Source organism: Serratia sp. T13T92, assembly GCF_047530105.1.
GTDB lineage: Bacteria > Pseudomonadota > Gammaproteobacteria > Enterobacterales > Enterobacteriaceae > Chania > Chania fonticola.
In genome coordinates, this window is record NZ_JBLJAK010000002.1 from 190,108 (window position 1) to 214,466 (window position 24,359).

Below are 24,359 nucleotides of genomic sequence, written 5' to 3' on the forward strand. Positions count from 1 at the left end.
AAATTCTGTTTTTTACTACTGATGATAAGGCTCCCTGTGATCGCATCCTCGCAGACCTCGACCCTACTAACAACCGCGCTACCAGCCGCGGTGGTCGTCGTGCGTGTGGTGGTGGTCGTCGGCAACGCGCCGTAGGGTCCGAATCAACGCGATTCCCAAACCCCGCCGGCGCAAACCGGGCGGGGTTTCTTGTTTTAGTCCCCCTGCCCAGAAAAGCTAACCGGCCCAGAGAAAAGGATAGGCACATGGCAACTTCGGGCACGCCACACCAAGGCCAACGTATTACCGGCGCACAGCTGATCGTGCATCTGCTGGAGCGTCAGGGTATCACCACTATTGCAGGTATTCCCGGTGGCGCAGCGCTGCCGCTGTACGATGCTCTGAGCCAAAGCACCGTCATCCAGCACGTGCTGGCCCGCCACGAGCAAGGGGCCGGTTTTATGGCGCAGGGCATGGCACGTACCAACGGCAAGGCGGCGGTCTGTATCGCTTCCAGCGGCCCGGGAGCCACCAATCTGGTGACCGCCATTGCCGACGCCAAGCTCGATTCGATCCCGCTGGTCTGCATCACCGGCCAGGTATCCTCCTCAATGATCGGCACCGATGCCTTCCAGGAAGTGGATACCTACGGTATTTCCATCCCAATCACCAAATACAACCACCTGGTCCGTGATATCAGCGATCTGCCGCAGGTGATCTGCGACGCGTTCCGCATTGCCGAATCTGGCCGCCCAGGTCCGGTGTGGATCGACATCCCGAAAGACGTGCAAACCGCCGAAATTGAGTGGGATTTGTTACCGCCAATGGCCGTACCAGACGCCCCACCGGCCTTTGATAGCAAGCAGGTCGAACAGGCCGCGGCCATGATCAATCAGGCCAAGCGCCCTATTCTGTATCTGGGCGGCGGCATTATCTGCGCTGAAGCCCATAAACCGGCGCTGGAAATGGCCGAGCGCTCCAACCTGCCAACCACCATGACGCTGATGGCATTGGGCGCAATGCCAGTAGAACACCCGTTGTCATTAGGCATGTTGGGGATGCATGCAGCACGCAGCACCAACTTTATCCTGCAAGAAGCCGACCTGCTGATCGTGCTGGGCGCCCGCTTCGACGACCGGGCAATAGGTAAAACCGAGCAATTCTGCCCGAACGCCAAAATTATCCACGTGGATATCGACCGTGCCGAACTGGGCAAGGTTAAACAAGCCAATATTGCCATCCATGCCGACGTCGGCCAGGTGCTGCAACAGCTGTTACCAATGATCGAAGCGCAGCCGCGTACCGAATGGATGAACACCGTTAACGATCTGAAGCGTGAATTCCCGATCAACATGCCAAACGTGGCAGATCCATTGAGCCATTACGGGCTGGTTAAAGCCGCAGCACGCTGCGTGGACGAAAGCGCCATTATCACCACCGATGTAGGCCAGCATCAGATGTGGGTAGCCCAGGCTTATCCGCTGAGCCGCCCGCGCCAGTGGCTGACCTCCGGCGGTTTGGGTACCATGGGCTTTGGTTTGCCTGCTGCGATTGGTGCTGCACTGGCAGAGCCTCAGCGCAAGGTACTGTGTTTCTCCGGTGACGGTAGCCTGATGATGAATATTCAGGAGATGGCGACCGCCGTTGAACACAATCTGGATGTGAAAATCATCCTGATGAACAACCAGGCCTTGGGATTGGTACACCAGCAGCAGACGCTGTTCTATCAACAGCATATCTTTGCCGCCACCTATCCAAAGCGTACCGATTTCCTGAAAATTGCCGCCGGTTTTGGCCTGGACACCTGCGATTTGAATGCCGAGGCAGATCCACAGGCTGCGCTGCTGGCCGCGATCCAACGCCCTGGCCCTTGCCTGATCCACGCGCTGATCGATATCAACGAAAAAGTCTACCCAATGGTGCCACCGGGTGCCGCCAACATCGAAATGATTGGAGAATAAGCCATGCAATCACTACAAAAGAATCCACAGGTGATCCTGGAGTTGGCGGTACGGAACCATCCGGGCGTAATGACCCACGTTTGCGGCCTGTTTGCCCGCCGTGCCTTTAACGTGGAAGGTATTTTGTGTATGCCGCTGAAAGATGGGACCCAGAGCCGCATTTGGCTATTGGTAGCCGACGATCAGCGCCTGGTGCAGATGATCAGCCAGGTTGAAAAGCTGGAGGATGTATTACAGGTGAAACGCCATAACGAAGATATGCGGGTGTTTGAGCAGTTGGAGGCTTTCTTCCAGTAAGCTTTCGCGGCTGAATGTTAAAGGCCGGGAAGTGGTTAGCCCCCGGCCTTAGCTACGTTTCCGTTATCAGTTCAGTAACTGAAGCACATAACGGATCAGTTCCAGTAACGCGATCAGCGCCCCAAGAACGATGATTGCCTTATCAATATCAATCACCCGTTTTCTCCATAACATGGAGTGAGCTACCGCCGCTTACCCTTACGTTGCCTGTCACAGCGCAGCACTCAGTTGTTAGATGGGTGCAGTCTCACTCCGGCCAGAGCGCCGGATAACGGCACCATCCGTACACCCGACCAGGACTTGAATGTGTACATGCGCATACCGAAGTAAAGACAGCAGCAGAGCTAACCCGCTGATTATATCTTAACCAATTCAGGGCGCGACATAACAGATTTCCGATTTCTGCGTTTTTGACATTGAGGGCGATCGACGATAAAATCGATTCCGTTAGATGGGTGCTGTCTCATCCGGTCAGAGTGACCAACTCCAGCCCGGGAAATAAAAAAACCGACCTCACCAGTCGGTTTTTTTATGCCCAAATTTTAGCGTCAGCCCGCCAGCACTTTCCACAGTAGGTGTCGATATACCGGCATCAACGCCTGCTGATGCATATAATAGAAACATACCAGCGCCCCTACCCAGCTCGCAATACAGGCCAACCGCAGCCGCCTCGGCGTTAGCCAGCGCGTCAGCTTATCGGCACTGCGCTTTCCTTCACGCCACCAGCGCCAACTCAGCCAAGCTGCCAGCCACAACAGTACCACCACGCCAAACAACAGCCATTTGAACAACGCGCTGTTGGCGCTGGCAGGAATATCGATCGCGACTCCCGCCAGAATGCCGGGAAAGAAATAGACCGGTGGCCAGGTCAGGCAACCGATGATATTCGGCAGGGCAAATTTGTAGGGAGGCAGATCGAGCATGCCAGCTACCATCGGCACCAGCGGGCGCGTCGGGCCAACAAAACGGCCGATCAAAATCGTAACGATACTGTGCTGATGCAGCGCATGCTCGGTTTTATCCAGCATCGCCTTGTTCTTTCTCAGGAACGACCAACGGTGCAGCGGCCCCTTGAAAGCCCGGCCGATAAAGTAGGAGATCCAATCCCCCAGCAGACAACCGACAATGCCCGCCCCCCAGGCCATATAAAAGTCCACCTGTCCGCTGCCGATCAGTGCGCCAATGCTGGCCATCATCACCGTGCCCGGCAATAACAAACCGACCAACGCCAGCGACTCCAGGAACGCCACCAACATGACCACCACCAGGGTGAAAGCCAATGACTGGGTGATCAACTGCTGTAAATAGGCTTCCATTAAACCTCTGTTGGTAAGCTAAACATATGGGCGAAGGATTGTCCGGCGCGAGCCAGGGGGAGTCAATCGTTGAATTGTATGTAGATTTAGCCAATCCGGCCAGTGATAGACAATCACTGTATAAAAAACCATACTATAAACATCTATAGATCATCGATGCTCAGGAACTAGTGACATCTCTACAGCAGGGTTTCTTACTCACTCGCCATTGGCGTGATACGCCCGCCGGGACCGAAGTTGAGTTCTGGCTGGCAACCGATAGCGGGCCACAGCGGCTACGGCTGGCCCCACAGACCTCCGTGGCATTCATTCCCGCCGAACAGCGTCAGCGGGCAGAGTTGCTGCTGCGTGAAGAGCGTCATGTCGAGCTGAAACCCTTGCCGTTGCAGGATTTCCACTCCCGTCCAGTGATGGGCCTTTATTGCCGCCAGCACCGTCAGTTGATCAAGCTGGAAAAGCTGCTCAAAGAGGGCGGCGTAAACGTGTTTGAGGCTGATATCCGCCCGCCGGAACGCTATCTGATGGAGCGCTTTATCACCGCCCCGGTGTGGTTCAACGGCCAACCCGACGGTCATGGCCTGTGGCTCAACGCCCAGATGAAGCCTGCCCCAGACTACCGCCCCACGTTAAAGCTGGTATCACTGGATATCGAAACCACCGCCCATGGCGAGCTTTACTCCATCGCGCTGGAAGGCTGTGGTCAACGCCAAGTGTATATGCTCGGCCCGGCCAACGGCGGCACTGAGGCGCTGGATTTCGAGCTGGAATACTGCAACAGCCGCCCACAGCTGCTGGAACGCCTGAACCAATGGCTGGAGCAGCACGATCCCGACGCCATTATCGGCTGGAACCTGGTGCAGTTCGATCTGCGGGTGCTGCAGAAACACGCCGAACGTTATCAGATCCCCCTGCGCTTTGGCCGTGGCGGTAACCTGTTGGAATGGCGCGAGCACGGCTTTAAGCAAAACCACTTCTTCGCCTCGGCCTCCGGGCGATTGATTATCGACGGTATCGAGGCGCTGAAATCGGCCACCTGGAACTTCCCGTCCTTCAGCCTGGAATATGTGGCGCAAACGCTACTTGGGGAAGGAAAATCAATCGACAACCCTTACCAGCGGATGGCAGAAATAGACCGCCGTTTTGCCGAAGATAAACCCGCCCTGGCCCGCTATAACCTAAAAGACTGCGAGCTGGTGACGCGTATTTTCGCCAAAACCGAACTGTTGACCTTCCTGCTCGAACGCGCCACCGTGACCGGCTTGGCGGCCGATCGCAGCGGCGGTTCGGTGGCTGCCTTCAACCACCTTTATATCCCGCGCATGCATCGTCAGGGCTATGTGGCTCCTAACCTTGGTGAGTTGCCGGAAGAGCACAGCCCCGGCGGCTTTGTGATGGATTCACAGCCCGGTCTGTATGATTCGGTGCTGGTACTGGATTACAAAAGCCTGTATCCGTCGATCATCCGCACCTTCCTGATCGATCCCGTTGGGCTGGTAGAAGGTATGCAGCACCCGGATGATGAACACTCGGTACCGGGTTTTCGCCAGGCTCGCTTCTCCCGTAACAAACACTGCCTTCCCGAGATTGTTCGCCAGATCTGGCAGGGGCGCGAAGCGGCCAAACGCCATAACAACAAACCGCTATCGCAAGCGCTCAAGATCATCATGAATGCGTTCTACGGCGTGCTGGGATCGAGCGGCTGTCGCTTCTTCGATCCCCGGCTGGCCTCGTCGATCACCCTGCGCGGCCACGAGATCATGCGCCAGACGCGGGAGTTGATCGAAGCTAAAGGTTACCAGGTGATCTACGGCGATACGGACTCGACCTTTGTCTGGCTGAAAAAGGCTCACAGTGAACAGCAGGCCGCCGAGATTGGCCGCGAGCTGCTCGATCACGTCAATCAATGGTGGCAGCAGCACCTGCAACAGCAATATGGGCTGGAAAATGCGCTGGAGCTGGAGTTTGAAACCCACTATTCCCGCTTTTTAATGCCCACCATTCGCGGTGCCGAACAGGGCAGCAAAAAACGCTACGCCGGGTTGATCAGCAAACCGGACGGCAGTGAAGAGATGGTGTATAAAGGATTGGAAACGGTACGCACCGACTGGACCCCACTGGCACAGCAGTTTCAGCAGCAGCTCTATCAACGCATCTTCAAGCGCCAGCCCTATCAGGACTTTGTGCGCGATTACGTGGCCAAAACGCTGAACGGCGAATTTGACGACCGGCTGGTCTACCGCAAACGCCTGCGGCGCAAGCTGGACGACTATCAACGCAATGTCCCGCCACACGCCCGAGCAGCCCGGCTGGCCGATGACTATAATCGTCAACAGGGGCGGCCGCTGCAATATCAGAACGGTGGCTGGATCAGCTATGTAATGACGCTAGCCGGGCCAGAGCCGCTGGAAATCCGGCAATCTGCGATCGATTACGATCATTATCTCGAACGCCAACTGCAGCCGGTGGCAGACGCTATACTTCCCTTCCTGTACGACGATTTTTCGGCGTTGGTAACCAGGCAGATAGGCCTGTTCTGAGCGGTCAAAGCAGGGGGTAATACCACCCCATGGGGAAACCCTTTCTTTTTACTGGTGTTAGTCGGCATTTGGGAAGAAAAAATCATCGGGTTTTACAGGTGACGAATGCGCCGCCTTCCATTACCATAGCGCCCTTCCCAAATTCTGAACCACTATTCACAACATCGTTGTCGCCATGCCGTCACCAGACGTCTGGCGTAACAGGCTATTACCCGCTAAATGAAAATAAAGCTCGCCAACCGGTAACAACGCGGTGGCAGGCAAGATGCCGGGAATAGCAAGCAGTTGAAACAGGTTACCCTGGGCTTATCTGCCGGGTAGCAAGACTTACTTAATAAGAATCGAGCCGACAAACTATGCCTTTTACACTTGGTCAACGCTGGATCAGCGATACGGAAAGCGAATTGGGACTGGGAACCGTGGTCGCACTGGACGTGCGCATGGTCACCCTGCTTTTCCCCGCAACCGGTGAAAACCGCCTCTATGCCAGAAACGACTCGCCAATCACCCGCGTGATGTTTAACCCGGGCGACACCATCAGCAACCACGAAGGCTGGCAGTTGCAGGTGGAGGAAGTCAAAGAGGATAACGGCCTGTTGACCTATATCGGCACGCGTCTGGACACCCAGGAAAGCGGCGTCGCTATGCGTGAGGTGCTGCTGGACAGTAAGCTGACCTTCAGTAAACCGCAAGACCGCCTGTTTGCCGGTCAGATTGACCGCATGGATCGCTTTGCGCTGCGTTTCCGCGCCCGCAAATACCAGAGCGAACAGTATCGCCTGCCGTTCGCTGGCCTGCGTGGTATGCGCGCCAGCCTGATCCCGCACCAATTACATATCGCCTACGAAGTCGGCCAGCGCCATGCGCCGCGCGTTCTGTTGGCCGATGAAGTGGGCCTGGGTAAAACCATCGAAGCCGGGATGATTATTCATCAGCAACTGCTGGCTGGCCGCGCCGAACGCGTGCTGATCGTGGTGCCGGAAACCCTGCAACACCAGTGGCTGGTTGAAATGATGCGTCGCTTCAACCTCTATTTCTCACTGTTTGACGATAGCCGCTATTCCGAAGCGATGCTCGACAGCAGCAACCCGTTCGAAACCGAACAGTTGGTGATCTGCTCGCTGGATTTCGTGCGTCGCAACAAACAGCGCCTTGAGCAGTTGGCCGATGCCCACTGGGATCTGCTGGTGGTAGACGAAGCTCACCACCTCGCCTGGAGCGAAGACGCGCCGAGCCGTGAATATCAGGTGATTGAACAGTTGGCGGAACACATCCCGGGCGTACTGTTATTGACGGCAACCCCGGAGCAGCTTGGCCAGCAAAGCCACTTTGCCCGCTTGCGCCTGCTGGATCCCAGCCGTTTCCATGACTACCAGGAGTTTGTCACCGATCAGCAGAAATACCGTCCGGTAGCCGATGCGGTGACGCTGCTGCTGAGCGGCGAGCGTCTGGCGGATGACAAGCTGAACCTGCTGGGTGAGCTGATCGACGAGCAGGACATTGAACCCCTGCTGAAAGCGGCCAACAGCGATACCGACAACAGCGAACAGGCGCGCCAGGAACTGGTCACCATGCTGATGGATCGCCACGGTACCAGCCGCGTGCTGTTCCGTAATACCCGTAACGGCGTAAAAGGCTTCCCACGCCGCCACCTGCACCAGATCAAACTGCCGTTGCCAACGCAATATCAGACGGCGATCAAGGTGTCCGGCATCATGAGTGCCAAGAAAACCGTCGAAGCCCGCGCCCGCGACATGCTCTACCCAGAACAGATTTATCAGGAGTTCGAAGGGGAGAATGCAACCTGGTGGAACTTCGATCCGCGCGTTGAGTGGCTGCTGGATTATCTGGTCGCCAACCGTCATGAGAAAGTGCTGGTGATTTGCGCCCAGGCCGCGACCGCTCTGCAACTGGAGCAGGTGCTGCGTGAGCGCGAAGCGATCCGTGCCGCCGTGTTCCACGAAGGGCTGAGCATTATCGAACGCGATCGCGCCGCCGCCTACTTCGCTTCACAGGAAGAAGGCGCGCAGGTACTGCTGTGCTCCGAAATCGGTTCGGAAGGGCGTAACTTCCAGTTTGCCAGCCAGATGGTGATGTTCGATCTGCCGTTCAACCCGGATCTGCTGGAACAGCGTATTGGCCGTCTGGATCGTATTGGCCAGATGCACGACATCCAGATCATGGTGCCTTACCTGGAAAACACCGCTCAGGCCGTGCTGGGCCGCTGGTTCCATGAAGGGCTGGATGCCTTCGAGCACACCTGCCCAACCGGCCGGCCGATTTATGACAGCTGCTACGAGCAACTGATTGGTTACCTGGCTGCCCCTACCGAGCAGGAAGGCCTGGACGAGTTTATCCATGCCTGTAACCAGCAGCACAAACAGTTGAAAACGCAACTGGAACAGGGCCGTGACCGTCTGCTGGAAATGCACTCCAACGGCGGTGACAAAGCGCAGGCGCTGGCGGAAGCCATTGCGGCACAGGACAACGACGTTAACCTGGTGAGCTTTGCGCTCAACCTGTTCGATATCGTCGGCATCAATCAGGAAGACCGCAGCGACAACCTGATCGTCCTGACCCCGTCCGACCATATGCTGGTACCGGACTTCCCAGGGCTGCCGCAGGATGGCTGCACTGTGACGTTCGATCGCGAACAGGCGCTGTCGCGTGAAGATGCCCAGTTTGTCAGTTGGGAACACCCGATTATCCGCAACGGGCTGGATCTGATCCTCTCCGGCGACACCGGGAGCTGTGCGGTTTCCCTGTTGAAAAACAAGGCGCTGCCGGTGGGCACCCTGCTGGTCGAACTGGTGTATGTGGTTGAAGCCCAGGCCCCTAAACACCTGCAGCTGACCCGCTTCCTGCCGCCAACGCCGATCCGCATGTTGATGGATCGCAAGGGAACCAACCTGGCGGCACAGGTCGAGTTTGAAAGCTTTAACCGCCAGTTGAACGCGGTCAATCGCCACACGTCCAGCAAGCTGGTCAATGCGGTGCAGCAAGAAGTGCACGTGATGCTGCAACAGGCAGAAAGCCTGGTGGAAGAACAAGCGCGCGCCCTGATCGAACAGGCCAAGCAAGAGGCTGATGACAAGCTGAGCACCGAGCTGGCACGTCTGGAAGCCCTGAAAGCGGTTAACCCGAATATCCGTGATGACGAAGTCGAAGCGCTGGAGTTCAACCGCAAGCAGGTGCTGATTAACCTCAACGAAGCGGGATGGCGGCTGGATGCTATTCGCCTGGTCGTGGTGACACACCAGTGATCCACACAACGGGGAGCCAAGGCTCCCCGGTTTGCCCTTCTCAGCGGAGCTAACATGGAACCTTACAATCCCCCGCAAGATCCGATGCACGTGCTGTATCAGGATGAGCACATCATCGTGGTCAACAAACCTAGCGGGCTGCTTTCCGTGCCTGGCCGTGCCCCGGAGAACAAGGACAGCCTGATGACGCGCATCCAGGCCGACTTTCCTGCGGCGGAATCCGTGCATCGCCTGGATATGGCTACCAGCGGGGTGATCGTGGTGGCATTGAACAAGGCCGCCGAGCGTGAGCTAAAACGTCAGTTCCGCGAGCGTGAGCCGAAAAAATGCTACATCGCCCGCGTATGGGGGCATATGGCACAGGATGAAGGGTTGGTAGATTTACCGCTGATTTGCGACTGGCCGAACCGGCCCTTGCAGAAAGTCTGTTTCGAAACCGGCAAGGCCGCGCAGACCGAATATGTGGTGCTTTCCCGGGATGCGGATGGCAGCACGCGGGTCAAGTTGCTGCCCATTACAGGGCGCTCACACCAATTGCGTGTGCATATGCTGGCATTGGGTCACCCCATTCTCGGCGATGGCTTCTACGCCCCGCCAGAGGCCAAGGCGATGGCACCGCGCCTGCAACTGCACGCACAAGAGTTGCGTATCACCCATCCCGCGTTCCAGACACCGATGCATTTTCGCGTAGAGCCGGATTTCTGAGTTTGGGGCGCCGCATGCGGCGCCCTTGACTACTTGAAGCCCTTCTCGCGTTTGATCAGGTCGTAGGCTGCCTGGATCTCCTGCGCTTTCTGTTTCGCCATCTCCATCATTTCCGGCGGTAATCCCTTGGCAACCAGCTTATCCGGGTGATGCTCGCCCATCAGCTTACGGTAGGCGCGCTTGATGGTGGTGGCATCGTCGCTGCTGCTCACGCCCAGCACCTTGCAGGCATCTTCCAGCGTCGGGCCACGTTGCGCCTGCTGGTAGCCGCCCTGGGAGTATCCCCCTTGCTGCCCCTGCCAGCTGCCGCCGCCAAACTGACGCCCGCCTTCTATCATGCTGAGGAACTGATCGAACTGAGCGCGGGAGATCCCCAACTCTTCGGCGATCACATACAGCACCTGGCGTTCATTCGGATGCAGCGAGCCGTCGGCAAACGCGGCCTGGATCTGAATTTCCAGAAACATCCGAATCAGGTCAAAGCGACCAAAACAGATGCTGCGTAACTGCTGCAAGGTTTCACGCAGCGGAAATTGGCTGTGCTTGCCTTCGCGGAACGCCTGCTGCGCCGCGGTACGGGCCTCGCCATGCAGTTGCAGGCGATCCATAAACAGGCTGGCTATCTGGATATCGGCTTCAGTCACCCTCCCTTTCGATTTGGTCAGATGCCCCATAACCTGAAAGGTAGTGCGGAAAAATAACGTCTGCCGCGTTTGCTGATCGGTAAAGAAGCCCCGGCTGCGCTTGTTATTACGTGCGGTATCGATCATATGGCCAACGATCAACCCCAGCACGACACCCCAGAATCCGCCGCCAGCCCAAATGGCGACAATCACTCCGAGCAGTTTTCCCCAATACTGCATATACTCCCCAACTATCAAACCGTAATAAGCCGTGTATCCCCATCGGTACGCGCAAGGGTTAAGGCGATTTTTTCCAAGAATTCGATTATCATACCTGTCATTTATCTCTGCGCCTAACGACGACGCAATCGAACGGCAGGATTTAACACTAGCGCAACGCTGATGAGTGATATAGTCTCTGACCGTTTGCCGGACATGACGCCTCTGATGACGGAACACCAAAACCGCGTATGAAAAAAAGTTTCCCAACACTGCTGGCCACGTTAATTTGGACGGCGATATATAGTCAGCACGCGCTGGCAGATCTGGCCGAGCAATGTATGCTCGGTGTGCCTGTTTATGATAAACCCGTGATCAGCGGCGACCCCAACAGTCTGCCGGTCACCATCATTTCTGATGATTCACAAGCCAACTATCCGAACAACGCGCTGTTCACCGGCAACGTCAACGTCGAACAGGGCAACAGCACCCTGACGGCGAAGCAGGTTGAGCTGAAGCAGACGCAAAAAGACGGGCAGCCGGATCCCATCCGTACCGTTACCGCCACCGGTGACGTGAACTACGCGGATAATCAGATCAAACTGAAAGGCCCTAAAGCCTGGTCAAACCTGAACACTAAAGATACCGACGTCTATCAGGGCGACTATCAGATGGTGGGCCGCCAAGGGCGTGGTGACGCCGACAAGATGAAGATGCGCGGTCAAAACCGCTACACCATCCTGGAAAACGGTACCTTCACCTCGTGCCTGCCTGGCGATGACAGCTGGAGCGTAGTGGGCTCCGAAGTGATCCACGATCGCGAAGAAGAAGTGGCCGAAGTGTGGAACGCCCGCTTCAAGATTGGCAAGGTGCCAGTGTTCTACAGCCCCTATTTGCAGCTGCCGGTGGGCAATAAGCGCCGCTCCGGCTTCCTGATCCCCAATGCCAAATATGGCAGTAATAACGGCTTCGAGTTCATGCTGCCGTATTACTGGAATATTGCGCCAAACTTTGATGCCACCATCACCCCGCACTACATGACGAATCGTGGTCTGCAGTGGCAGAACGAATTCCGTTATCTGTTGCAACCGGGTCTGGGCACTATGGCCTTTGACTGGCTGCCAAGCGATAGGGAGTACGAAAAAGATCACGGTGATGTCGACGACAGCAAGCGCTGGCTGTTCTACTGGGGTCATAACGGCGTAATGAATCAGGTGTGGCGTTTCAACGTCGACTACACCAAGGTCAGCGATCCTTATTACTTCACCGATCTGGATTCCAAATACGGTTCCACCACCGATGGCTACGCCACGCAGAAATTCAGCGTCGGTTATGCCGATGAGAACTGGGATGCCACGCTGGCCTCCAAGCAGTTCCAGATCTTCAGCGGTGCAGGTAACCAGAACGCCTACCGTGCACAGCCGCAGTTGGATCTCAACTACTATAAATCGGATATCGGTCCGTTTGATTTCCACACCTACGCCCAGGTTGCCAACTTTACCAGCGTCAACCCGAATAACCCGGAAGCCACCCGTTGGCATATTGAACCGGCGATCAATCTGCCGCTGGTCAACAGTTGGGGCAGCCTGAATACCGAAGCCAAACTGATGGCGACGCATTTCCAGCAGACCATCCCGAACGGTTTTGCCGCTGACTATGCCAGCCGTAACCCGGGGAGCCCGGTTCCCGACCTGGAAGATTCGGTCAACCGCGTACTGCCGCAGTTCAAGACCGATGGCAAAGTGGTGTTCGATCGTCCAATGGATTGGTCAGAAGGTTATACCCAAACCATCGAGCCACGTATGCAGTACCTGTACGTGCCTTATCGCGATCAAAGCGATATCTATACTTATGACTCAACCCTGCTGCAAACCGACTACTCGGGCCTGTTCCGCGACCGCTCCTACAGCGGCCTGGATCGCATCGCCTCGCAGAACCGTGTGGCAGCCGGTGTCACCTCGCGTATTTATGATGACGCACTGGTTGAACGTTTTAACGTTTCTGTAGGTCAAATCTACTACCTCAGCCGCTCGCGGACCGGGGATCAAAGTAGCAACTTTGATAATAGCGATGATACCGGCAGCGTCGTCTGGGCTGGTGACACCTATTGGAAGATTGACGATCGCTGGGGCCTGCGCGGTGGTGTGCAATATGACACCCGTCTTGACAGCTTCGCGTTAGGCGACGCGGTAGTGGAATATCGTCAGGATCAGAATCGTATGGTGCAGTTGAACTACCGTTATGCCAGCCCGGAATATATTTCGGCAACCCTGCCGGATATCAGCAACCCAGGTTATCAGGACGGTATTTCACAGGTCGGTCTGGTAGCCAGTTGGCCGATTGCCGATCGTTGGGCAGTGGTCGGGGCGTATTACTACGATACCCGTGCGAAACAAACCGCTAACCAGTTGGTCGGCCTGCGCTATAACACCTGCTGCTGGGCGGTTAACGTAGGTTATGAGCGCAAGATCACCGATTGGGATTACGGCAATCAGGTCAGCAAGTACGATAACAAAGTTTCATTCAACGTCGAACTGCGTGGTTTGAGCAGCGATCACAGCCTTGGCACCAATGAAATGCTGCGTTCGGGTATTCTGCCTTACCAACGCGCATTCTGATATTGATTAACGAATTGAAAAAAAACAACTTTCACCCGCATTTGCGGAAACAGATAACGGGAAATGTATGAAGAACTGGAGAACGCTTCTTCTCGGATTGGTGGTTTGTGCCAATACCGCGTTCGCAGCACCGCAACAAATGGATAAAGTCGCCGCCGTCGTCGATAACGGCGTAGTACTCGAGAGCGACGTGAACGGCCTGATGCAATCGGTGAAACTCAACGCACAGCAGGCTGGCCAGCAATTGCCAGACGACAATACGTTGCGTCACCAGATTATTGAACGTCTGATTATGGATAACATCCTGCTGCAGATGGCGCAAAAAATGGGGATCACCGTCAGCGATGCCGACCTGGACAAGGCGATCGGCAATATCGCCGCCCAGAACAAGATGAGCCTGGATCAGCTGCGTAGCCGCTTGGCGTATGAAGGTCTGAACTACAACACTTACCGTGCGCAGATCCGCAAGGAAATGCTGACCTCGGAAGTGCGTAACAACGAAGTGCGTCGCCGTGTCACCATCCTGCCACAGGAAGTTGACGCGTTGGCCAAACAGGTCGGCGCGCAGAACGGCGGTGAAACCGATATCAACATCAGCCACATCCTGATCCCGCTGCCAGAAAACCCATCGCAGAAGCAGGTTGATGAAGCCGAAGCGCTGGCGAAACGCCTAGTGGGTGAAGCGACCGGCGGTGCCGATTTCGGCAAGCTGGCGATCACCTACTCCGCCGACTCACAGGCGCTGAAAGGCGGGCAGATGGGTTGGGGGAAACTGCAGGAAATGCCAACGCTGTTCGCAGAACGTCTGTCCAGCGCCAAAAAAGGCGACGTGGTTGGCCCGATCCGCTCCGGCGTCGGCTTCCATATCCTGAAGGTCAACGATATCCGTGGCGGTACCCAGTCGATTTCCGTGACCGAAGTGCATGCCCGCCATATCCTGCTGAAACCTTCAGTGGTGATGACCGACGATCAGGCACGTGCCAAGCTGCAAGAAGTGTCTGCGGCCATCAAGAGCGGCAAAGCGAAGTTTGAAGACGAGGCTAAACAGCTGTCACAAGATCCAGGCTCTGCCCTCCAGGGCGGCGATCTGGGTTGGGCTTCACCAGACATGTACGATCCAGCCTTCCGCGATGCGCTGCTGAAGCTGCAAAAAGGTCAGGTCAGCGAGCCGGTACACTCTTCCTTTGGCTGGCACCTGATCCAGTTGCTGGATACCCGCCAGGTGGATAAAACCGATGCGGCGCAGAAAGATCGTGCCTACCGCATGCTGTTTAACCGCAAGTTTGCCGAAGAAGCGCAAACCTGGATGCAGGAACAACGTGCCGCTGCTTACGTGAAGATCCTCGATGGAAGCAATGCACCACAATAACCGTATCGTCATCACCCCCGGCGAGCCTGCCGGGGTTGGGCCGGATTTGGTCACCGTACTGGCACAACAGGATTGGCCTGTTGAGCTGGTGGTGTGCGCCGATCCGGCCTTGTTGCTTGAGCGCGCCCACCAGTTGGCGTTACCGCTCACGCTGCGCGACTACCAGCCAGGCCAACCTGCACAGCCACAGCGTGCCGGAACATTAACCGTATTGCCCGTTGCAGCCCCGGCGGCCGTGGTCGCTGGCGAACTTAACGTCGCTAACAGTGCCTATGTGGTAGAGACTCTGGCACGTGCCTGTGACGGTTGCCTGAACGGTGAGTTCGCCGCGCTGGTCACTGGCCCGGTCAACAAAAGCATCATCAACGACGCTGGCGTCGCCTTTACCGGCCACACCGAGTTCTTTGCCGATCGCAGCCATTGTGAACGCGTGGTGATGATGCTGGCTACCGAGGAGCTACGCGTCGCTCTGGCAACGACCCATCTGCCGTTACTGGCAGTCCCGGGCGCCATCACCCAACAGAGCCTGTTCGAAGTGATCACCATTCTCGATCGGGATCTGAAAAACCAGTTTGGCATCCCACAGCCACTGATCTACGTCTGTGGGCTAAACCCGCATGCGGGGGAAGGTGGCCACATGGGGCGTGAAGAGCTGGATGTGATTATTCCGGCTTTGGAGGTGCTGCGTAGCCGCGGCATCCAGCTGATTGGCCCGCTCCCGGCGGATACGCTGTTCCAGCCAAAATATCTGCAACATGCAGATGCGGTGCTGGCGATGTATCACGATCAGGGCTTGCCTGTACTAAAATACCAGGGGTTTGGTCGGGCGGTGAATATCACCCTCGGTTTGCCTTTTATCCGTACCTCGGTCGACCATGGTACCGCGTTGGAACTGGCTGGCAGCGGCACTGCCGATGCAGGCAGCTTCAAAACGGCCTTGGCTCTCGCCATTAAAATGATAATTAACAGCAATGAATAATAGAGTCCACCAAGGGCACTTTGCCCGCAAACGTTTTGGACAGAACTTTTTAACCGATCAGTTTGTCATCGATAGCATTGTCTCGGCCATTCACCCACAGCCGGGCGAAGCGGTGGTCGAAATCGGCCCAGGCCTGGGAGCCTTGACCGAGCCGGTTGGCGCGCGTATGGATCGCATGACGGTGATTGAACTTGACCGCGATCTGGCAGCCCGCCTGGCCAATCACCCACAGTTGAAAGACAAGCTGACCATTCATCAGCAAGATGCCATGACGGTGAACTTCGCCGAGTTGGCAGCCGTGGAAGGTCAATCGTTGCGCGTGTTCGGCAACCTGCCGTATAACATCTCAACGCCGCTGATGTTCCACCTTTTCAGCTATACTTCAGCTATCCGCGACATGCACTTTATGCTGCAAAAAGAGGTGGTCAACCGTCTGGTTGCCGGCCCAAACAGCAAGGCATACGGGCGCTTGACCGTGATGGCGCAGTATTACTGCAACGTTATTCCCGTGTTGGAAGTGCCACCGACTGCGTTCGCACCGCCGCCTAAAGTCGATTCTGCCGTGGTTCGTCTGGTACCGCATCTGGTGATGCCCAATATTGTCGGCGATGTGCGTATGCTCAGCCGCGTGACCACCCAGGCGTTTAACCAACGCAGAAAAACCATCCGCAACAGCCTGGGCGATCTTTTCACCCCGGAACAGTTGACGGAACTCGGCGTCGATCCGACGCTCAGAGCAGAGAATATTTCTGTAGCGCAGTACTGTAAGCTGGCAAACTGGCTTTCACAACAGCAGGCGCAGCAGCAATAAGGAGCCGTTGTCATGATTGATTCGCCCCGTGTATGTGTGCAGGTACAGAGTGTGTATGTGGAATCACAATCGATACCTGAGGAAGAACGTTACGTCTTCGCTTATACCGTTACCATCCGTAATCTGGGGCGCTTTGACGTGCAACTGCTGGGCCGTTACTGGCTGATCACCAACAGTAACGGTCGCCAAACCGAGGTTCAGGGCGAGGGAGTGATCGGTGAACAGCCCATTATCCAGCCCGGCAGCGAGTTCCAATATACCAGCGGTGCGATACTCGAAACGCCGCTGGGCACCATGGAAGGCCATTATGAAATGGTTGATCAACAGGGTCAGCCATTCCGTACCGCTATTCCGGTGTTCCGTTTAGCCATCCCAACGCTGATCCACTAATATGTCGACATATCTTATCGGCGACGTTCATGGCTGTTTCGATGAACTGCAGTCGCTATTAGCTCAGGTTAATTTCGATCCCCTGCAAGACCAACTGTGGCTGACTGGCGACCTGGTCGCCCGAGGCCCCGGCTCGCTCGAAGTGCTGCGCTACCTTCGTTCTCTCGGCCCGGCATTGCGCATGGTTTTGGGTAACCACGACCTGCACCTACTGGCGGTGTACGCCGGTATCAGCCGTAACAAACCCAAAGACCGCATTACCCCCTTACTGGAAGCGCCTGATGCTGACGAGTTGATCAACTGGCTGCGTCGCCAACCGGTGCTGCAAGTGGATGATGAACGCAAACTGATCATGGGCCACGCCGGCATTACCCCACAGTGGGATATCGAGACTGCCCAGATGTGTGCCCGTGAAGTGGAAGCGGTGCTCAGCAGCGACAGCTATCCCTTGTTCCTGGATGCGATGTACGGCGATATGCCCAACAACTGGAGCCCGGAACTGAGTGGGCTGGCACGCCTGCGCTTTAGCACCAATGCGTTGACCCGCATGCGCTATTGCTTCCCTAACGGCCAGTTGGACATGATCTGCAAAGATGCGCCGGGCACCGCTCCCGCTCCGCTGAAACCCTGGTTTGATCTGCCGCGCCTGGTCGATCCCGAGTACAGCATCATCTTCGGCCACTGGGCATCACTGGAAGGCAGAGGCACGCCGGAAGGGATCATCGGTCTGGATACCGGCTGCTGTTGGGGCGGGGATTTGACCCTGCTACGTTGGGAAGACAAGCGCTACTTTACCCAGCCAAGCAACCGCCGTGATGCGATAGACGGCGCGGATACGTTGGCCGCTTCTTAAAACGACAATGGGCACCCAAGGGTGCCCATTTGATAACTAGCCCGCCTTAGCGGCGTTCCAAAATCTCAAAACAGTAACCGTGCGAGTTCAGCGCGTCCGCATCGTGGAAGGCACTGAAAGAGGTTTCCCATTCGTCTGGCTCGTAATCCGGGAAGTAGGTATCTCCGCCCACTTCGGCATCGATATGGGTCAGATACATCCGGGAAGCCCGTGGCAGGAACTGGCTATAAATGCTGCCACCGCCCATCACCATCACTTCTTCTACCTCGCCAGCCGCAGCCAAGGCCTCTTCCAGCGAAGTCACCCAGGTCACGCCGGGTTCGTTACCCGGTTGGCTGCTTAACACGATATTATGGCGGCCCGGCAAGGGGCGGCCAATCGACTCAAAGGTCTTGCGGCCCATAATCACCGGTTTATTTAACGTGTTACGTTTAAACCACGCCAAATCCTCCGGCAGGTGCCACGGCATGGCATTTTCCATACCAATAACGCGATCCGCCGCCAAAGCAGCAATCAGGCTGATAATCATTGTTTAACCCTGTATAGGCAGCAAAATTGTTCACACTATACGTAAAGCCCCGGCCACCGTCGATAGACGAATCGAGCGATAGTCATATATCGGACGGCTCTGAAGATAAACTCCAATAATCCCAGATCCTTAGAAAAATCCCTAAACGCCGGGACGTTTACGATACAGCCACAGACCCGGTACCGACAGGCCGATCGACAAGGCTCCCACGATAAAACAGGCTTTGAGGAAGTTGGAGATCATCACCGACATCAGGGCTTCGCTGTAGCCCAAATGTGAAATCTCCACCACGCTGATCATTGCGGTATAGGCTGAAATACCGGGGAACATCGGGATCACCGCCGCAACGGTAAACACCTTGGGATGCGCCAGCAGCCAGCGTGACCAGTAAATACCGATGATACCGATCAGGATAGCGGCCAGGAACGAGCCCCACTCGATATTCATGCCGAAATGCATCATCAGCATCCGCGAACCATGCCCCAATGCCCCAAGCAAGGCACAGTAGCGCAGCGCTCGCACCGGCACATTGAACACCATGGCAAAGCCGAGCGCGGGTACCGCCGCCAACAGCATGTCCTGTAACAACGCCCACAGCAGGCTCATGACCACCCCCGTAAATCCCACAGCGACATCGCCATCACCACGCCGATGCAGGTTGCCAACGTCAGCAAACTGGCCATCGCCCAACGGGCCAGGCCGGTATTCACGTGGCCTTTAAACATATCGGCTACCGCGTTGATCAGCGGGAAACCGGGCACCAGCAACAGCACGCTGGCCGCCATCGCCACGCTGGAGGTTTGATGGAAAAACGGCACGCGTAACAGCAGGCCGGAGACCGACGTGGCAACAAAGGCCGTCAGGCAAAAGTTGATCAGCGGATTCATATGGCGAGCGGTCAACATCTGGCGCACAAACATCGCCAGGCCGCTGGCCATAAAGGTGACCGCAAAAGCATCTGGCCCGCCGCCGTTGAGCATGCTGAAACAGCCACAGGACAACCCCACCATCAGCACCACCAGCCACCGCGGATAGCGCAGCGGACGGATCTTTTCAAAACGCCGAGCCACGTCATGTACATCGGCCAAATGGTGTTCCGCCAGGATCACAATGTGCTGCACCTCAGTCACCATTTGCATGTTGATCCCGCGATCGACGTTCTTCCGTGTGGTGGTCAGGCAGGCATCATTGCTGATGGTGGTCAGCACCACCGCGTTGGCCGAGATGGAGCTTTCTACACTATCCATGCCAAGCGCCAGGCCCAAGCGAGTCGAGAGTTGTTCCACCACCATGCTTTCCGCCCCGTGCTGTAGCAGCAGCAACGCACACTGAATACACAGACGGGTGATTTCACGCTGTTGCTGGTTTACACCGGGTATCTCTGCGGTTAATTCCTTTTTCATGTCGCTCAATCACTTCCTCTTAATGAAGACCCATCATATAACCAGAGATTAGTGTAATAGGTTGATGCACGTCAGGAGGAGTGGCGTTATTATCAGCAGAATTAGGCCTTTTTCAGAGACTCGCTCATGCTTGAAACCTCATTGTTTGTCGCCGGTATTGCCACGCTCGGCATGCTTTCCCCCGGGCCAGACTTTTTTCTGGTGATTAAAAACGCGGCGCGCTATCCACGCCTGGCAGCAATGATGACTGCGTTCGGCGTGATCTGCGGCGTGGCAACGCATATGTCTTACTGTGTCGCGGGTCTGGCGGTAGTGATCACCACCACGCCGTGGTTATTCAACGTGCTGAAATACGCCGGTGCGGTGTACCTGATTTGGGTCGGCATTCAAGCCCTGTTGTCACGCGGGGGCAGCAAGATGAACGTCAGCAGCCTGCCGCAACAACAGGTCAGCCTGAAAAGCGCCTTTGTACAAGGGTACCTGTGTAATCTGCTCAACCCGAAAGCCACGCTGTTCTTCCTCGCGGTGTTTACCCAGGTATTGCAAATCAACTCCGGCCTGGGTGAAAAGCTGTGGTATGCCGGGATTATTTTCGGCCTTTCCGCCGTTTGGTGGCCGGTGCTGGTGTTTTTAATCCAAAGCGGACCGGTGCGCCGTGGGCTGGAGAAAACCCAGAAGGTGGTCGATAAGCTGTTGGGCGGGATGTTAATCGCTCTGGGCATCAAAGTCGCGCTGAGCTGAAAAACCGGCGAGGGGTAACCCTCGCCAGGCAATTACCCTTTCGCTTCCACCACCTCTTCCTCCGGCGCTTTGCCATCAATACTGCCGCGCCAACCGGTTTGCGGCACCCGCGACAACCGCGTCTGATCCTGCTCGATAGCGGACGAAAGCATCTCTTTGGCCCGCTGCATGCTGGCGATACGGAACTCGGTATCTTCGTAGTTCTCCAACGTATCTTCCAGCATCTTCAGGTTATACCGCCGGAAGGTATCCGCTTTTTCACGGGCTTCGTAGGCGTCCAGCCCCAGCAGCTCGAGGGTTTCTCTGCCGATCAGTAACGAGCTTTCAAAGGTTTCCCGCGCAGGTTTTTCCACCCCCAACTGGCGCAGTTGATACCAGTGGTCCACATCGCGGGCACGCGCCACCACTTTCAGGTGTGGGAAATGGCGTTTGACCAGCGCCGTCAGTTGCAGGTTCGCCTCCACGTCGTCGATGGCGTTAATCAGGATTTTGGCATGTTCCGCTCCTGCCGCTTCCAACAGATCGGCCCGCGTCGCATCACCATAGAACACCTTGGTGCCAAATTTGCGCAGCGTTTCGATGTGGTCCGGATCGTGATCCAGTACTACGGTATGCACGCCGTTGGCCAGCAACATACGGCCCGCGATCTGGCCGAAACGGCCAAAACCGGCGATGATCACGCTGGCGTTTTCTTCGTCGATCACGTCTGCCGGGCGTTCGTCCTGCGGGGCATTCTTGGCCAGACGAGCGGCAACCACCAGCAGCAGCGGCGTGGCGGCCATCGAAAGTGCAACGGCCAACGTCAGCGATTTAGCCCATTCGAGTGGTAACACGCCAGCCATCTGCGCCGCAGCAAAAATCACAAAGGCAAACTCACTACCCTGCCCCAGCAAAATGGCGAACAGCCCGCGCTGGCGCTTGGGTACCCCAAGCATTGGCGCAACCAGCCACAGCAGCGCCGCCTTCAACAGCATAAAGCCCAGCAACAGCGAGGCAATCAGCAACGGGTGATGGAACAGCGTGCCAAAGTCGATCGACATCCCCACGCCGATAAAGAACAACCCAAGCAGCAGGCCTTTAAATGGCTGAATATCGCTTTCCAGCGCATGGCGGTATTCGGAACTGGCCAGCAACACGCCAGCCAGAAAAGCCCCCATCGCCATCGACAGCCCGGCCATTTCCAACAGAATGCCAAAACCAAACACCAGGAACAGCGCCACGGCGCTGAAGACTTCACGCATGCCGGAACGCGCCACAAAGTGCAGCAAGGGTCGGGTCACATAGCGCCCCAACAGCACCACGACCGCCAGCGCCCCCACCACCTTGGCGGCAGAAAACACAAAGGCTCCCAGCGTGGTAGCCGCACCGCTACTGGCTAGCAGTGGGATCATCGCCACCAAGGGAATAGCGGCAATATCCTGGAACAACAGCACCGCAAACGAGCTGCGGCCAATCGGCGAAGGCGTCAGGTTACGCTCACTCATCGCCTGCATGGCAATTGCGGTGGAGGAAAGTGCCAACGTCAAGCCAATCAGCAAGGCGACCTGCCAATTCAGGCCGAGGAAATAGCAGAAGGCGCTCAGTACCAGCCCACATCCCACCATCTGGATGCTCCCACCGCCAAATACTGCTGCCCGCAGCGTCCACAACCGCCGGGGATCCAGTTCCAGCCCGATGATAAACAACATCAATACCACGCCGATTTCGGCAAAGGTCAGTATCGATTCAGGATCCGAAACCAGTTTCAGCCCCCAGGGGCCAATGACGCAGCCCGCAATCAGATAACCGAGTACCGATCCCAACCCCAGGCGTACGGCAATCGGCACCAACAGCCCGGCCGATCCCAGATAGATCAGCCCTTCAATCATCATCGAGTGATTATCCATTCACGGACTCCTGCTCTACTGCTTGCTCGCTGTGTTCCATCAGATACTGCACCAGCCGCTGGCGATAGGCTTCCCCGGCGGCGATCAAGGCCGGTTCGTTACAGGTGAAGGTGTTGTGCACGGCAAAATATGGCTGCCACTTCATTCCGCAGTAAATCGCCGTGGCCTGTAGCGGCTGGCCCAGTGCAGCAAAGTTGGGGTAATCGCCCAAAGCGAAATGCTGCTCATCTCCGCCACTGGTGACCGCCCACAGGCAGTCTTTCCCCACCAGGGCGTTGCCCTCGTGGCCATAGGCCCAGCCATGTTCCAGCACTTTGTCGATCCACAGTTTCAGCAACGGCGGCAGGCTGTACCACTGCATCGGATGCTGTAAAACCACCATATCGGCCCGTTCCAGCGCCCGCTGCTCGGCATCGATATCGATATTAAAATCCGGATACAGTTCGTACAGCGCACGGACCTCCACGCCGGGAATGTCTTTTACCGCCTGTAGTAAACAGTGATTGGCATGGGAATGCCGGGGATAGGGATGGGCGTAAATAATCAGGATCATGCGGTTCTCACCGTGCTGTGTGGTCTATCAAGCATATATCTTGACGCTTTACGCAGGGATTAATAGCGGAAATTTTTATCGGGCCTATACAAATTGGCTGATGGAAATCGCGAAAACAACCTTGCTATCATGTGACCAACTCAACATTAGGAGGAAACGATTATGGCCAAAGGGAAATCCGTTAAAAAAAACGCCGCCAAAAAGCAGGGGCCGAAAAACCCGCGCCAACAGTTCAATGTCCACTGTCAGGCAATTAAGCAACAGCATTTACGGCTGGATACCTTACACCGACAGCAGACAGAACTGGTCACCCGTTTCCAGCAAGAACAGTTGCCTTTGGAAAAACAATTTGTCGATGCCGTTTATCAAAAGGCCGAGCGGTTACTTTCTTTTGTCGATAAAAAATCACTCTCAGCCTTGCAACGCGACAATCTCCTCAACTGGATCGGCGAAGATTTGATGTACCTGGAGGAATACCCGTTCGCGGATCATCTGGATATCCAGCCACTCCGGGAAAAATACCTCAACGCCTGTGCCACAATGGTGAACGATAAAGATCTGGATGAAGACGAACTCCAGCTTATGCGTAGCATGTTAGAGAGTCAGCTTCCCTTTGTGCAGGATATCTCAGACGAGGAGCTGCGGGATTTAGTCCGTGAGCCGCATAAATTCAAAGCCAAAACCGAGGAAGCGTTCGCCAATTCGGCCGCCAATGAAGACGAAGAATTTGCAGATGACAGAGACCCTTTCATTGACGAGATTGAAGAAGAAGCGCTTGCTGCCAGAGAGCAAAGGAAACAAGAAATCACCACCCTGTTCAGCGCTTCGGCAGCCAACCGCATGTATAAACAGCTCGCTAAGGTATTTCATCCTGACCGCGAAATGGATGAAACCATCAAGCAAGAAAAACATCATTTGATGGTGCAACTGGCGCAGGCCAAGCAAAACCACGATATCTGGACCATCATCAATCTGTATCAACAATATATTGATCCCAACGGCGGCTTCGAAGAGAAGGATCTGCCAGAAGTCAATCGGCTACTTGCCGAGCAGGTGATTACCCTGAAGTTCGATTATCGCCAAAAAGAGTATGGGAGCGATCCTATGACCGCACTGCTGTGGTCGAAATTTGGCGATGCCAAAACGCCTCAAGCACTGGATAAAAAACTGATCCGTCATGCCAATGAACTCAAAGCATTGCTGGCTGAAGAAAGTGAGGCGCTGGAAGAGCTGACTTCTCTGAAAGTGTTGAAGCAGCATCTGGCAAAGCGTGAGCAGGAAATGGAAGAGGACGAGATGAGCTTTATGGCACAGCTGTTCAAATAGC

22 protein-coding genes are annotated in these 24,359 nt (G+C 56.0%); 14 read left to right on the forward strand and 8 right to left on the reverse strand.

Translation table 11 applies throughout. The features are described 5' to 3' along the window. Nucleotides 1–21 precede the first annotated feature (21 nt). The 3 genes from ivbL to ilvN all read left to right on the forward strand — a co-directional run bounded on the left by ivbL (nt 22) and on the right by ilvN (nt 2,237). Entirely contained in the window at nt 22–135 is a 114-nt protein-coding gene (ivbL, locus tag ACMV5I_RS04520) for an ilvB operon leader peptide IvbL (RefSeq protein WP_414823781.1), read from the forward strand. Between the two features lie 110 nt (nt 136–245). After that, nucleotides 246–1,940 carry an acetolactate synthase large subunit gene (gene ilvB, locus ACMV5I_RS04525; RefSeq protein ID WP_024483548.1) on the forward strand — a complete coding sequence of 565 codons (1,695 nt, stop codon included), beginning with the start codon at nt 246–248 and terminating at the stop codon, nt 1,938–1,940. Between the two features lie 3 nt (nt 1,941–1,943). Beyond that, on the forward strand, nt 1,944–2,237 hold the full coding sequence (ilvN, locus tag ACMV5I_RS04530) for an acetolactate synthase small subunit (RefSeq protein WP_021179286.1): 294 nt from the start codon (nt 1,944–1,946) through the stop codon (nt 2,235–2,237). 66 nt (nt 2,238–2,303) lie between these two features. On the opposite strand, the gene dinQ is transcribed toward ilvN, so the two are convergent. Continuing rightward, a complete protein-coding gene (gene dinQ, locus ACMV5I_RS04535; RefSeq protein WP_166735140.1) occupies nt 2,304–2,384 on the reverse strand; it encodes a damage-inducible type I toxin DinQ in 81 nt (26 codons plus the stop codon). A gap of 401 nt (nt 2,385–2,785) precedes the next feature. Further along, the gene (locus ACMV5I_RS04540; protein ID WP_414823766.1) at nt 2,786–3,553 is read right to left on the reverse strand and encodes a DedA family protein; all 768 of its coding nucleotides are present in this window, start codon (nt 3,551–3,553) and stop codon (nt 2,786–2,788) included. Nucleotides 3,554–3,723: 170 nt separating this feature from the next. On the opposite strand from ACMV5I_RS04540, the gene ACMV5I_RS04545 reads away from it, so the two are divergent. The 3 genes from ACMV5I_RS04545 (at nt 3,724) to rluA (ending at nt 10,058) form a co-directional block, all read left to right on the forward strand. Beyond that, nucleotides 3,724–6,090 (forward strand): DNA polymerase II, encoded by a 2,367-nt coding sequence (locus ACMV5I_RS04545; RefSeq protein WP_414823767.1) that lies wholly within the window; start codon nt 3,724–3,726, stop codon nt 6,088–6,090. Nucleotides 6,091–6,446: 356 nt separating this feature from the next. Beyond that, nucleotides 6,447–9,353, forward strand: a complete 2,907-nt coding sequence (rapA, locus tag ACMV5I_RS04550; protein WP_024483551.1) for an RNA polymerase-associated protein RapA — start codon at nt 6,447–6,449, stop codon at nt 9,351–9,353. Between the two features lie 54 nt (nt 9,354–9,407). Next, nucleotides 9,408–10,058 carry a bifunctional tRNA pseudouridine(32) synthase/23S rRNA pseudouridine(746) synthase RluA gene (gene rluA, locus ACMV5I_RS04555; RefSeq protein WP_024483552.1) on the forward strand — a complete coding sequence of 217 codons (651 nt, stop codon included), beginning with the start codon at nt 9,408–9,410 and terminating at the stop codon, nt 10,056–10,058. Between the two features lie 29 nt (nt 10,059–10,087). Here the strand turns inward: rluA and djlA are convergent, their stop codons facing one another. Next, nucleotides 10,088–10,921 carry a co-chaperone DjlA gene (djlA, locus tag ACMV5I_RS04560; RefSeq protein WP_024483553.1) on the reverse strand — a complete coding sequence of 278 codons (834 nt, stop codon included), beginning with the start codon at nt 10,919–10,921 and terminating at the stop codon, nt 10,088–10,090. 230 nt (nt 10,922–11,151) lie between these two features. On the opposite strand from djlA, the gene lptD reads away from it, so the two are divergent. The 6 genes from lptD (at nt 11,152) to apaH (ending at nt 17,920) form a co-directional block, all read left to right on the forward strand. Continuing rightward, on the forward strand, nt 11,152–13,518 hold the full coding sequence (gene lptD / locus ACMV5I_RS04565) for an LPS assembly protein LptD (RefSeq protein WP_202671492.1): 2,367 nt from the start codon (nt 11,152–11,154) through the stop codon (nt 13,516–13,518). Nucleotides 13,519–13,585: 67 nt separating this feature from the next. Next, nucleotides 13,586–14,887 carry a peptidylprolyl isomerase SurA gene (gene surA / locus ACMV5I_RS04570; RefSeq protein WP_024483555.1) on the forward strand — a complete coding sequence of 434 codons (1,302 nt, stop codon included), beginning with the start codon at nt 13,586–13,588 and terminating at the stop codon, nt 14,885–14,887. Next, the gene (pdxA, locus tag ACMV5I_RS04575; protein ID WP_202671596.1) at nt 14,874–15,866 is read left to right on the forward strand and encodes a 4-hydroxythreonine-4-phosphate dehydrogenase PdxA; all 993 of its coding nucleotides are present in this window, start codon (nt 14,874–14,876) and stop codon (nt 15,864–15,866) included. The genes surA and pdxA overlap by 14 nt, the downstream gene beginning before the upstream one ends. Then, a complete protein-coding gene (gene rsmA / locus ACMV5I_RS04580) occupies nt 15,859–16,677 on the forward strand; it encodes a 16S rRNA (adenine(1518)-N(6)/adenine(1519)-N(6))-dimethyltransferase RsmA (RefSeq protein WP_021179275.1) in 819 nt (272 codons plus the stop codon). The genes pdxA and rsmA overlap by 8 nt, the downstream gene beginning before the upstream one ends. Nucleotides 16,678–16,689: 12 nt before the next feature. Continuing rightward, a complete protein-coding gene (gene apaG / locus ACMV5I_RS04585; protein WP_024483557.1) occupies nt 16,690–17,067 on the forward strand; it encodes a Co2+/Mg2+ efflux protein ApaG in 378 nt (125 codons plus the stop codon). 1 nt (nt 17,068) lies between these two features. Beyond that, the gene (gene apaH, locus ACMV5I_RS04590; RefSeq protein ID WP_024483558.1) at nt 17,069–17,920 is read left to right on the forward strand and encodes a bis(5'-nucleosyl)-tetraphosphatase (symmetrical) ApaH; all 852 of its coding nucleotides are present in this window, start codon (nt 17,069–17,071) and stop codon (nt 17,918–17,920) included. 46 nt (nt 17,921–17,966) lie between these two features. Here apaH and folA read toward each other — a convergent pair whose 3' ends face one another. The 3 genes from folA to ACMV5I_RS04605 form a co-directional block, all read right to left on the reverse strand. Then, nucleotides 17,967–18,449, reverse strand: coding sequence for a type 3 dihydrofolate reductase (folA, locus tag ACMV5I_RS04595; RefSeq protein WP_202811009.1), 483 nt, complete (start codon nt 18,447–18,449; stop codon nt 17,967–17,969). A 141-nt stretch (nt 18,450–18,590) separates the two neighbouring features. After that, nucleotides 18,591–19,055 carry a threonine/serine exporter gene (locus ACMV5I_RS04600; RefSeq protein ID WP_024483560.1) on the reverse strand — a complete coding sequence of 155 codons (465 nt, stop codon included), beginning with the start codon at nt 19,053–19,055 and terminating at the stop codon, nt 18,591–18,593. Beyond that, complete coding sequence (locus ACMV5I_RS04605) at nt 19,052–19,852, reverse strand: threonine/serine ThrE exporter family protein (RefSeq protein WP_024527198.1); 801 nt, start codon at nt 19,850–19,852, stop codon at nt 19,052–19,054. Before ACMV5I_RS04605 ends, ACMV5I_RS04600 begins: the two co-directional genes overlap by 4 nt. A gap of 126 nt (nt 19,853–19,978) precedes the next feature. Between ACMV5I_RS04605 and ACMV5I_RS04610 the strand changes: the two genes are divergently transcribed. After that, complete coding sequence (locus ACMV5I_RS04610) at nt 19,979–20,593, forward strand: LysE family translocator (RefSeq protein ID WP_021179269.1); 615 nt, start codon at nt 19,979–19,981, stop codon at nt 20,591–20,593. 32 nt (nt 20,594–20,625) lie between these two features. On the opposite strand, the gene kefC is transcribed toward ACMV5I_RS04610, so the two are convergent. Further along, a complete protein-coding gene (kefC, locus tag ACMV5I_RS04615; RefSeq protein WP_202728606.1) occupies nt 20,626–22,479 on the reverse strand; it encodes a glutathione-regulated potassium-efflux system protein KefC in 1,854 nt (617 codons plus the stop codon). Beyond that, entirely contained in the window at nt 22,472–23,032 is a 561-nt protein-coding gene (gene kefF / locus ACMV5I_RS04620; protein ID WP_024483564.1) for a glutathione-regulated potassium-efflux system oxidoreductase KefF, read from the reverse strand. The genes kefC and kefF overlap by 8 nt, the downstream gene beginning before the upstream one ends. Nucleotides 23,033–23,194: 162 nt before the next feature. Here kefF and ACMV5I_RS04625 point away from each other — a divergent pair, with 162 nt between their 5' ends. Further along, entirely contained in the window at nt 23,195–24,358 is a 1,164-nt protein-coding gene (locus ACMV5I_RS04625; protein ID WP_414823768.1) for a hypothetical protein, read from the forward strand. The last annotated feature ends 1 nt before the right edge of the window (nt 24,359 follow it).

Excerpts from the sequence above, each read along its gene's own strand:
- ivbL (WP_414823781.1), top strand. The coding sequence starts at position 22 with ATGATAAGGCTCCCTGTGATCGCATCCTCGCAGACCTCGACCCTACTA.
- ilvB (WP_024483548.1), top strand. The coding sequence starts at position 246 with ATGGCAACTTCGGGCACGCCACACCAAGGCCAACGTATTACCGGCGCA.
- ilvN (WP_021179286.1), top strand. The coding sequence starts at position 1,944 with ATGCAATCACTACAAAAGAATCCACAGGTGATCCTGGAGTTGGCGGTA.
- ACMV5I_RS04540 (WP_414823766.1), bottom strand. The coding sequence starts at position 3,553 with ATGGAAGCCTATTTACAGCAGTTGATCACCCAGTCATTGGCTTTCACC.
- rapA (WP_024483551.1), top strand. The coding sequence starts at position 6,447 with ATGCCTTTTACACTTGGTCAACGCTGGATCAGCGATACGGAAAGCGAA.
- rluA (WP_024483552.1), top strand. The coding sequence starts at position 9,408 with ATGGAACCTTACAATCCCCCGCAAGATCCGATGCACGTGCTGTATCAG.
- djlA (WP_024483553.1), bottom strand. The coding sequence starts at position 10,921 with ATGCAGTATTGGGGAAAACTGCTCGGAGTGATTGTCGCCATTTGGGCT.
- lptD (WP_202671492.1), top strand. The coding sequence starts at position 11,152 with ATGAAAAAAAGTTTCCCAACACTGCTGGCCACGTTAATTTGGACGGCG.
- surA (WP_024483555.1), top strand. The coding sequence starts at position 13,586 with ATGAAGAACTGGAGAACGCTTCTTCTCGGATTGGTGGTTTGTGCCAAT.
- pdxA (WP_202671596.1), top strand. The coding sequence starts at position 14,874 with ATGCACCACAATAACCGTATCGTCATCACCCCCGGCGAGCCTGCCGGG.
- rsmA (WP_021179275.1), top strand. The coding sequence starts at position 15,859 with ATGAATAATAGAGTCCACCAAGGGCACTTTGCCCGCAAACGTTTTGGA.
- apaG (WP_024483557.1), top strand. The coding sequence starts at position 16,690 with ATGATTGATTCGCCCCGTGTATGTGTGCAGGTACAGAGTGTGTATGTG.
- apaH (WP_024483558.1), top strand. The coding sequence starts at position 17,069 with ATGTCGACATATCTTATCGGCGACGTTCATGGCTGTTTCGATGAACTG.
- folA (WP_202811009.1), bottom strand. The coding sequence starts at position 18,449 with ATGATTATCAGCCTGATTGCTGCTTTGGCGGCGGATCGCGTTATTGGT.
- ACMV5I_RS04600 (WP_024483560.1), bottom strand. The coding sequence starts at position 19,055 with ATGAGCCTGCTGTGGGCGTTGTTACAGGACATGCTGTTGGCGGCGGTA.
- ACMV5I_RS04605 (WP_024527198.1), bottom strand. The coding sequence starts at position 19,852 with ATGAAAAAGGAATTAACCGCAGAGATACCCGGTGTAAACCAGCAACAG.
- ACMV5I_RS04610 (WP_021179269.1), top strand. The coding sequence starts at position 19,979 with ATGCTTGAAACCTCATTGTTTGTCGCCGGTATTGCCACGCTCGGCATG.
- kefC (WP_202728606.1), bottom strand. The coding sequence starts at position 22,479 with ATGGATAATCACTCGATGATGATTGAAGGGCTGATCTATCTGGGATCG.
- kefF (WP_024483564.1), bottom strand. The coding sequence starts at position 23,032 with ATGATCCTGATTATTTACGCCCATCCCTATCCCCGGCATTCCCATGCC.
- ACMV5I_RS04625 (WP_414823768.1), top strand. The coding sequence starts at position 23,195 with ATGGCCAAAGGGAAATCCGTTAAAAAAAACGCCGCCAAAAAGCAGGGG.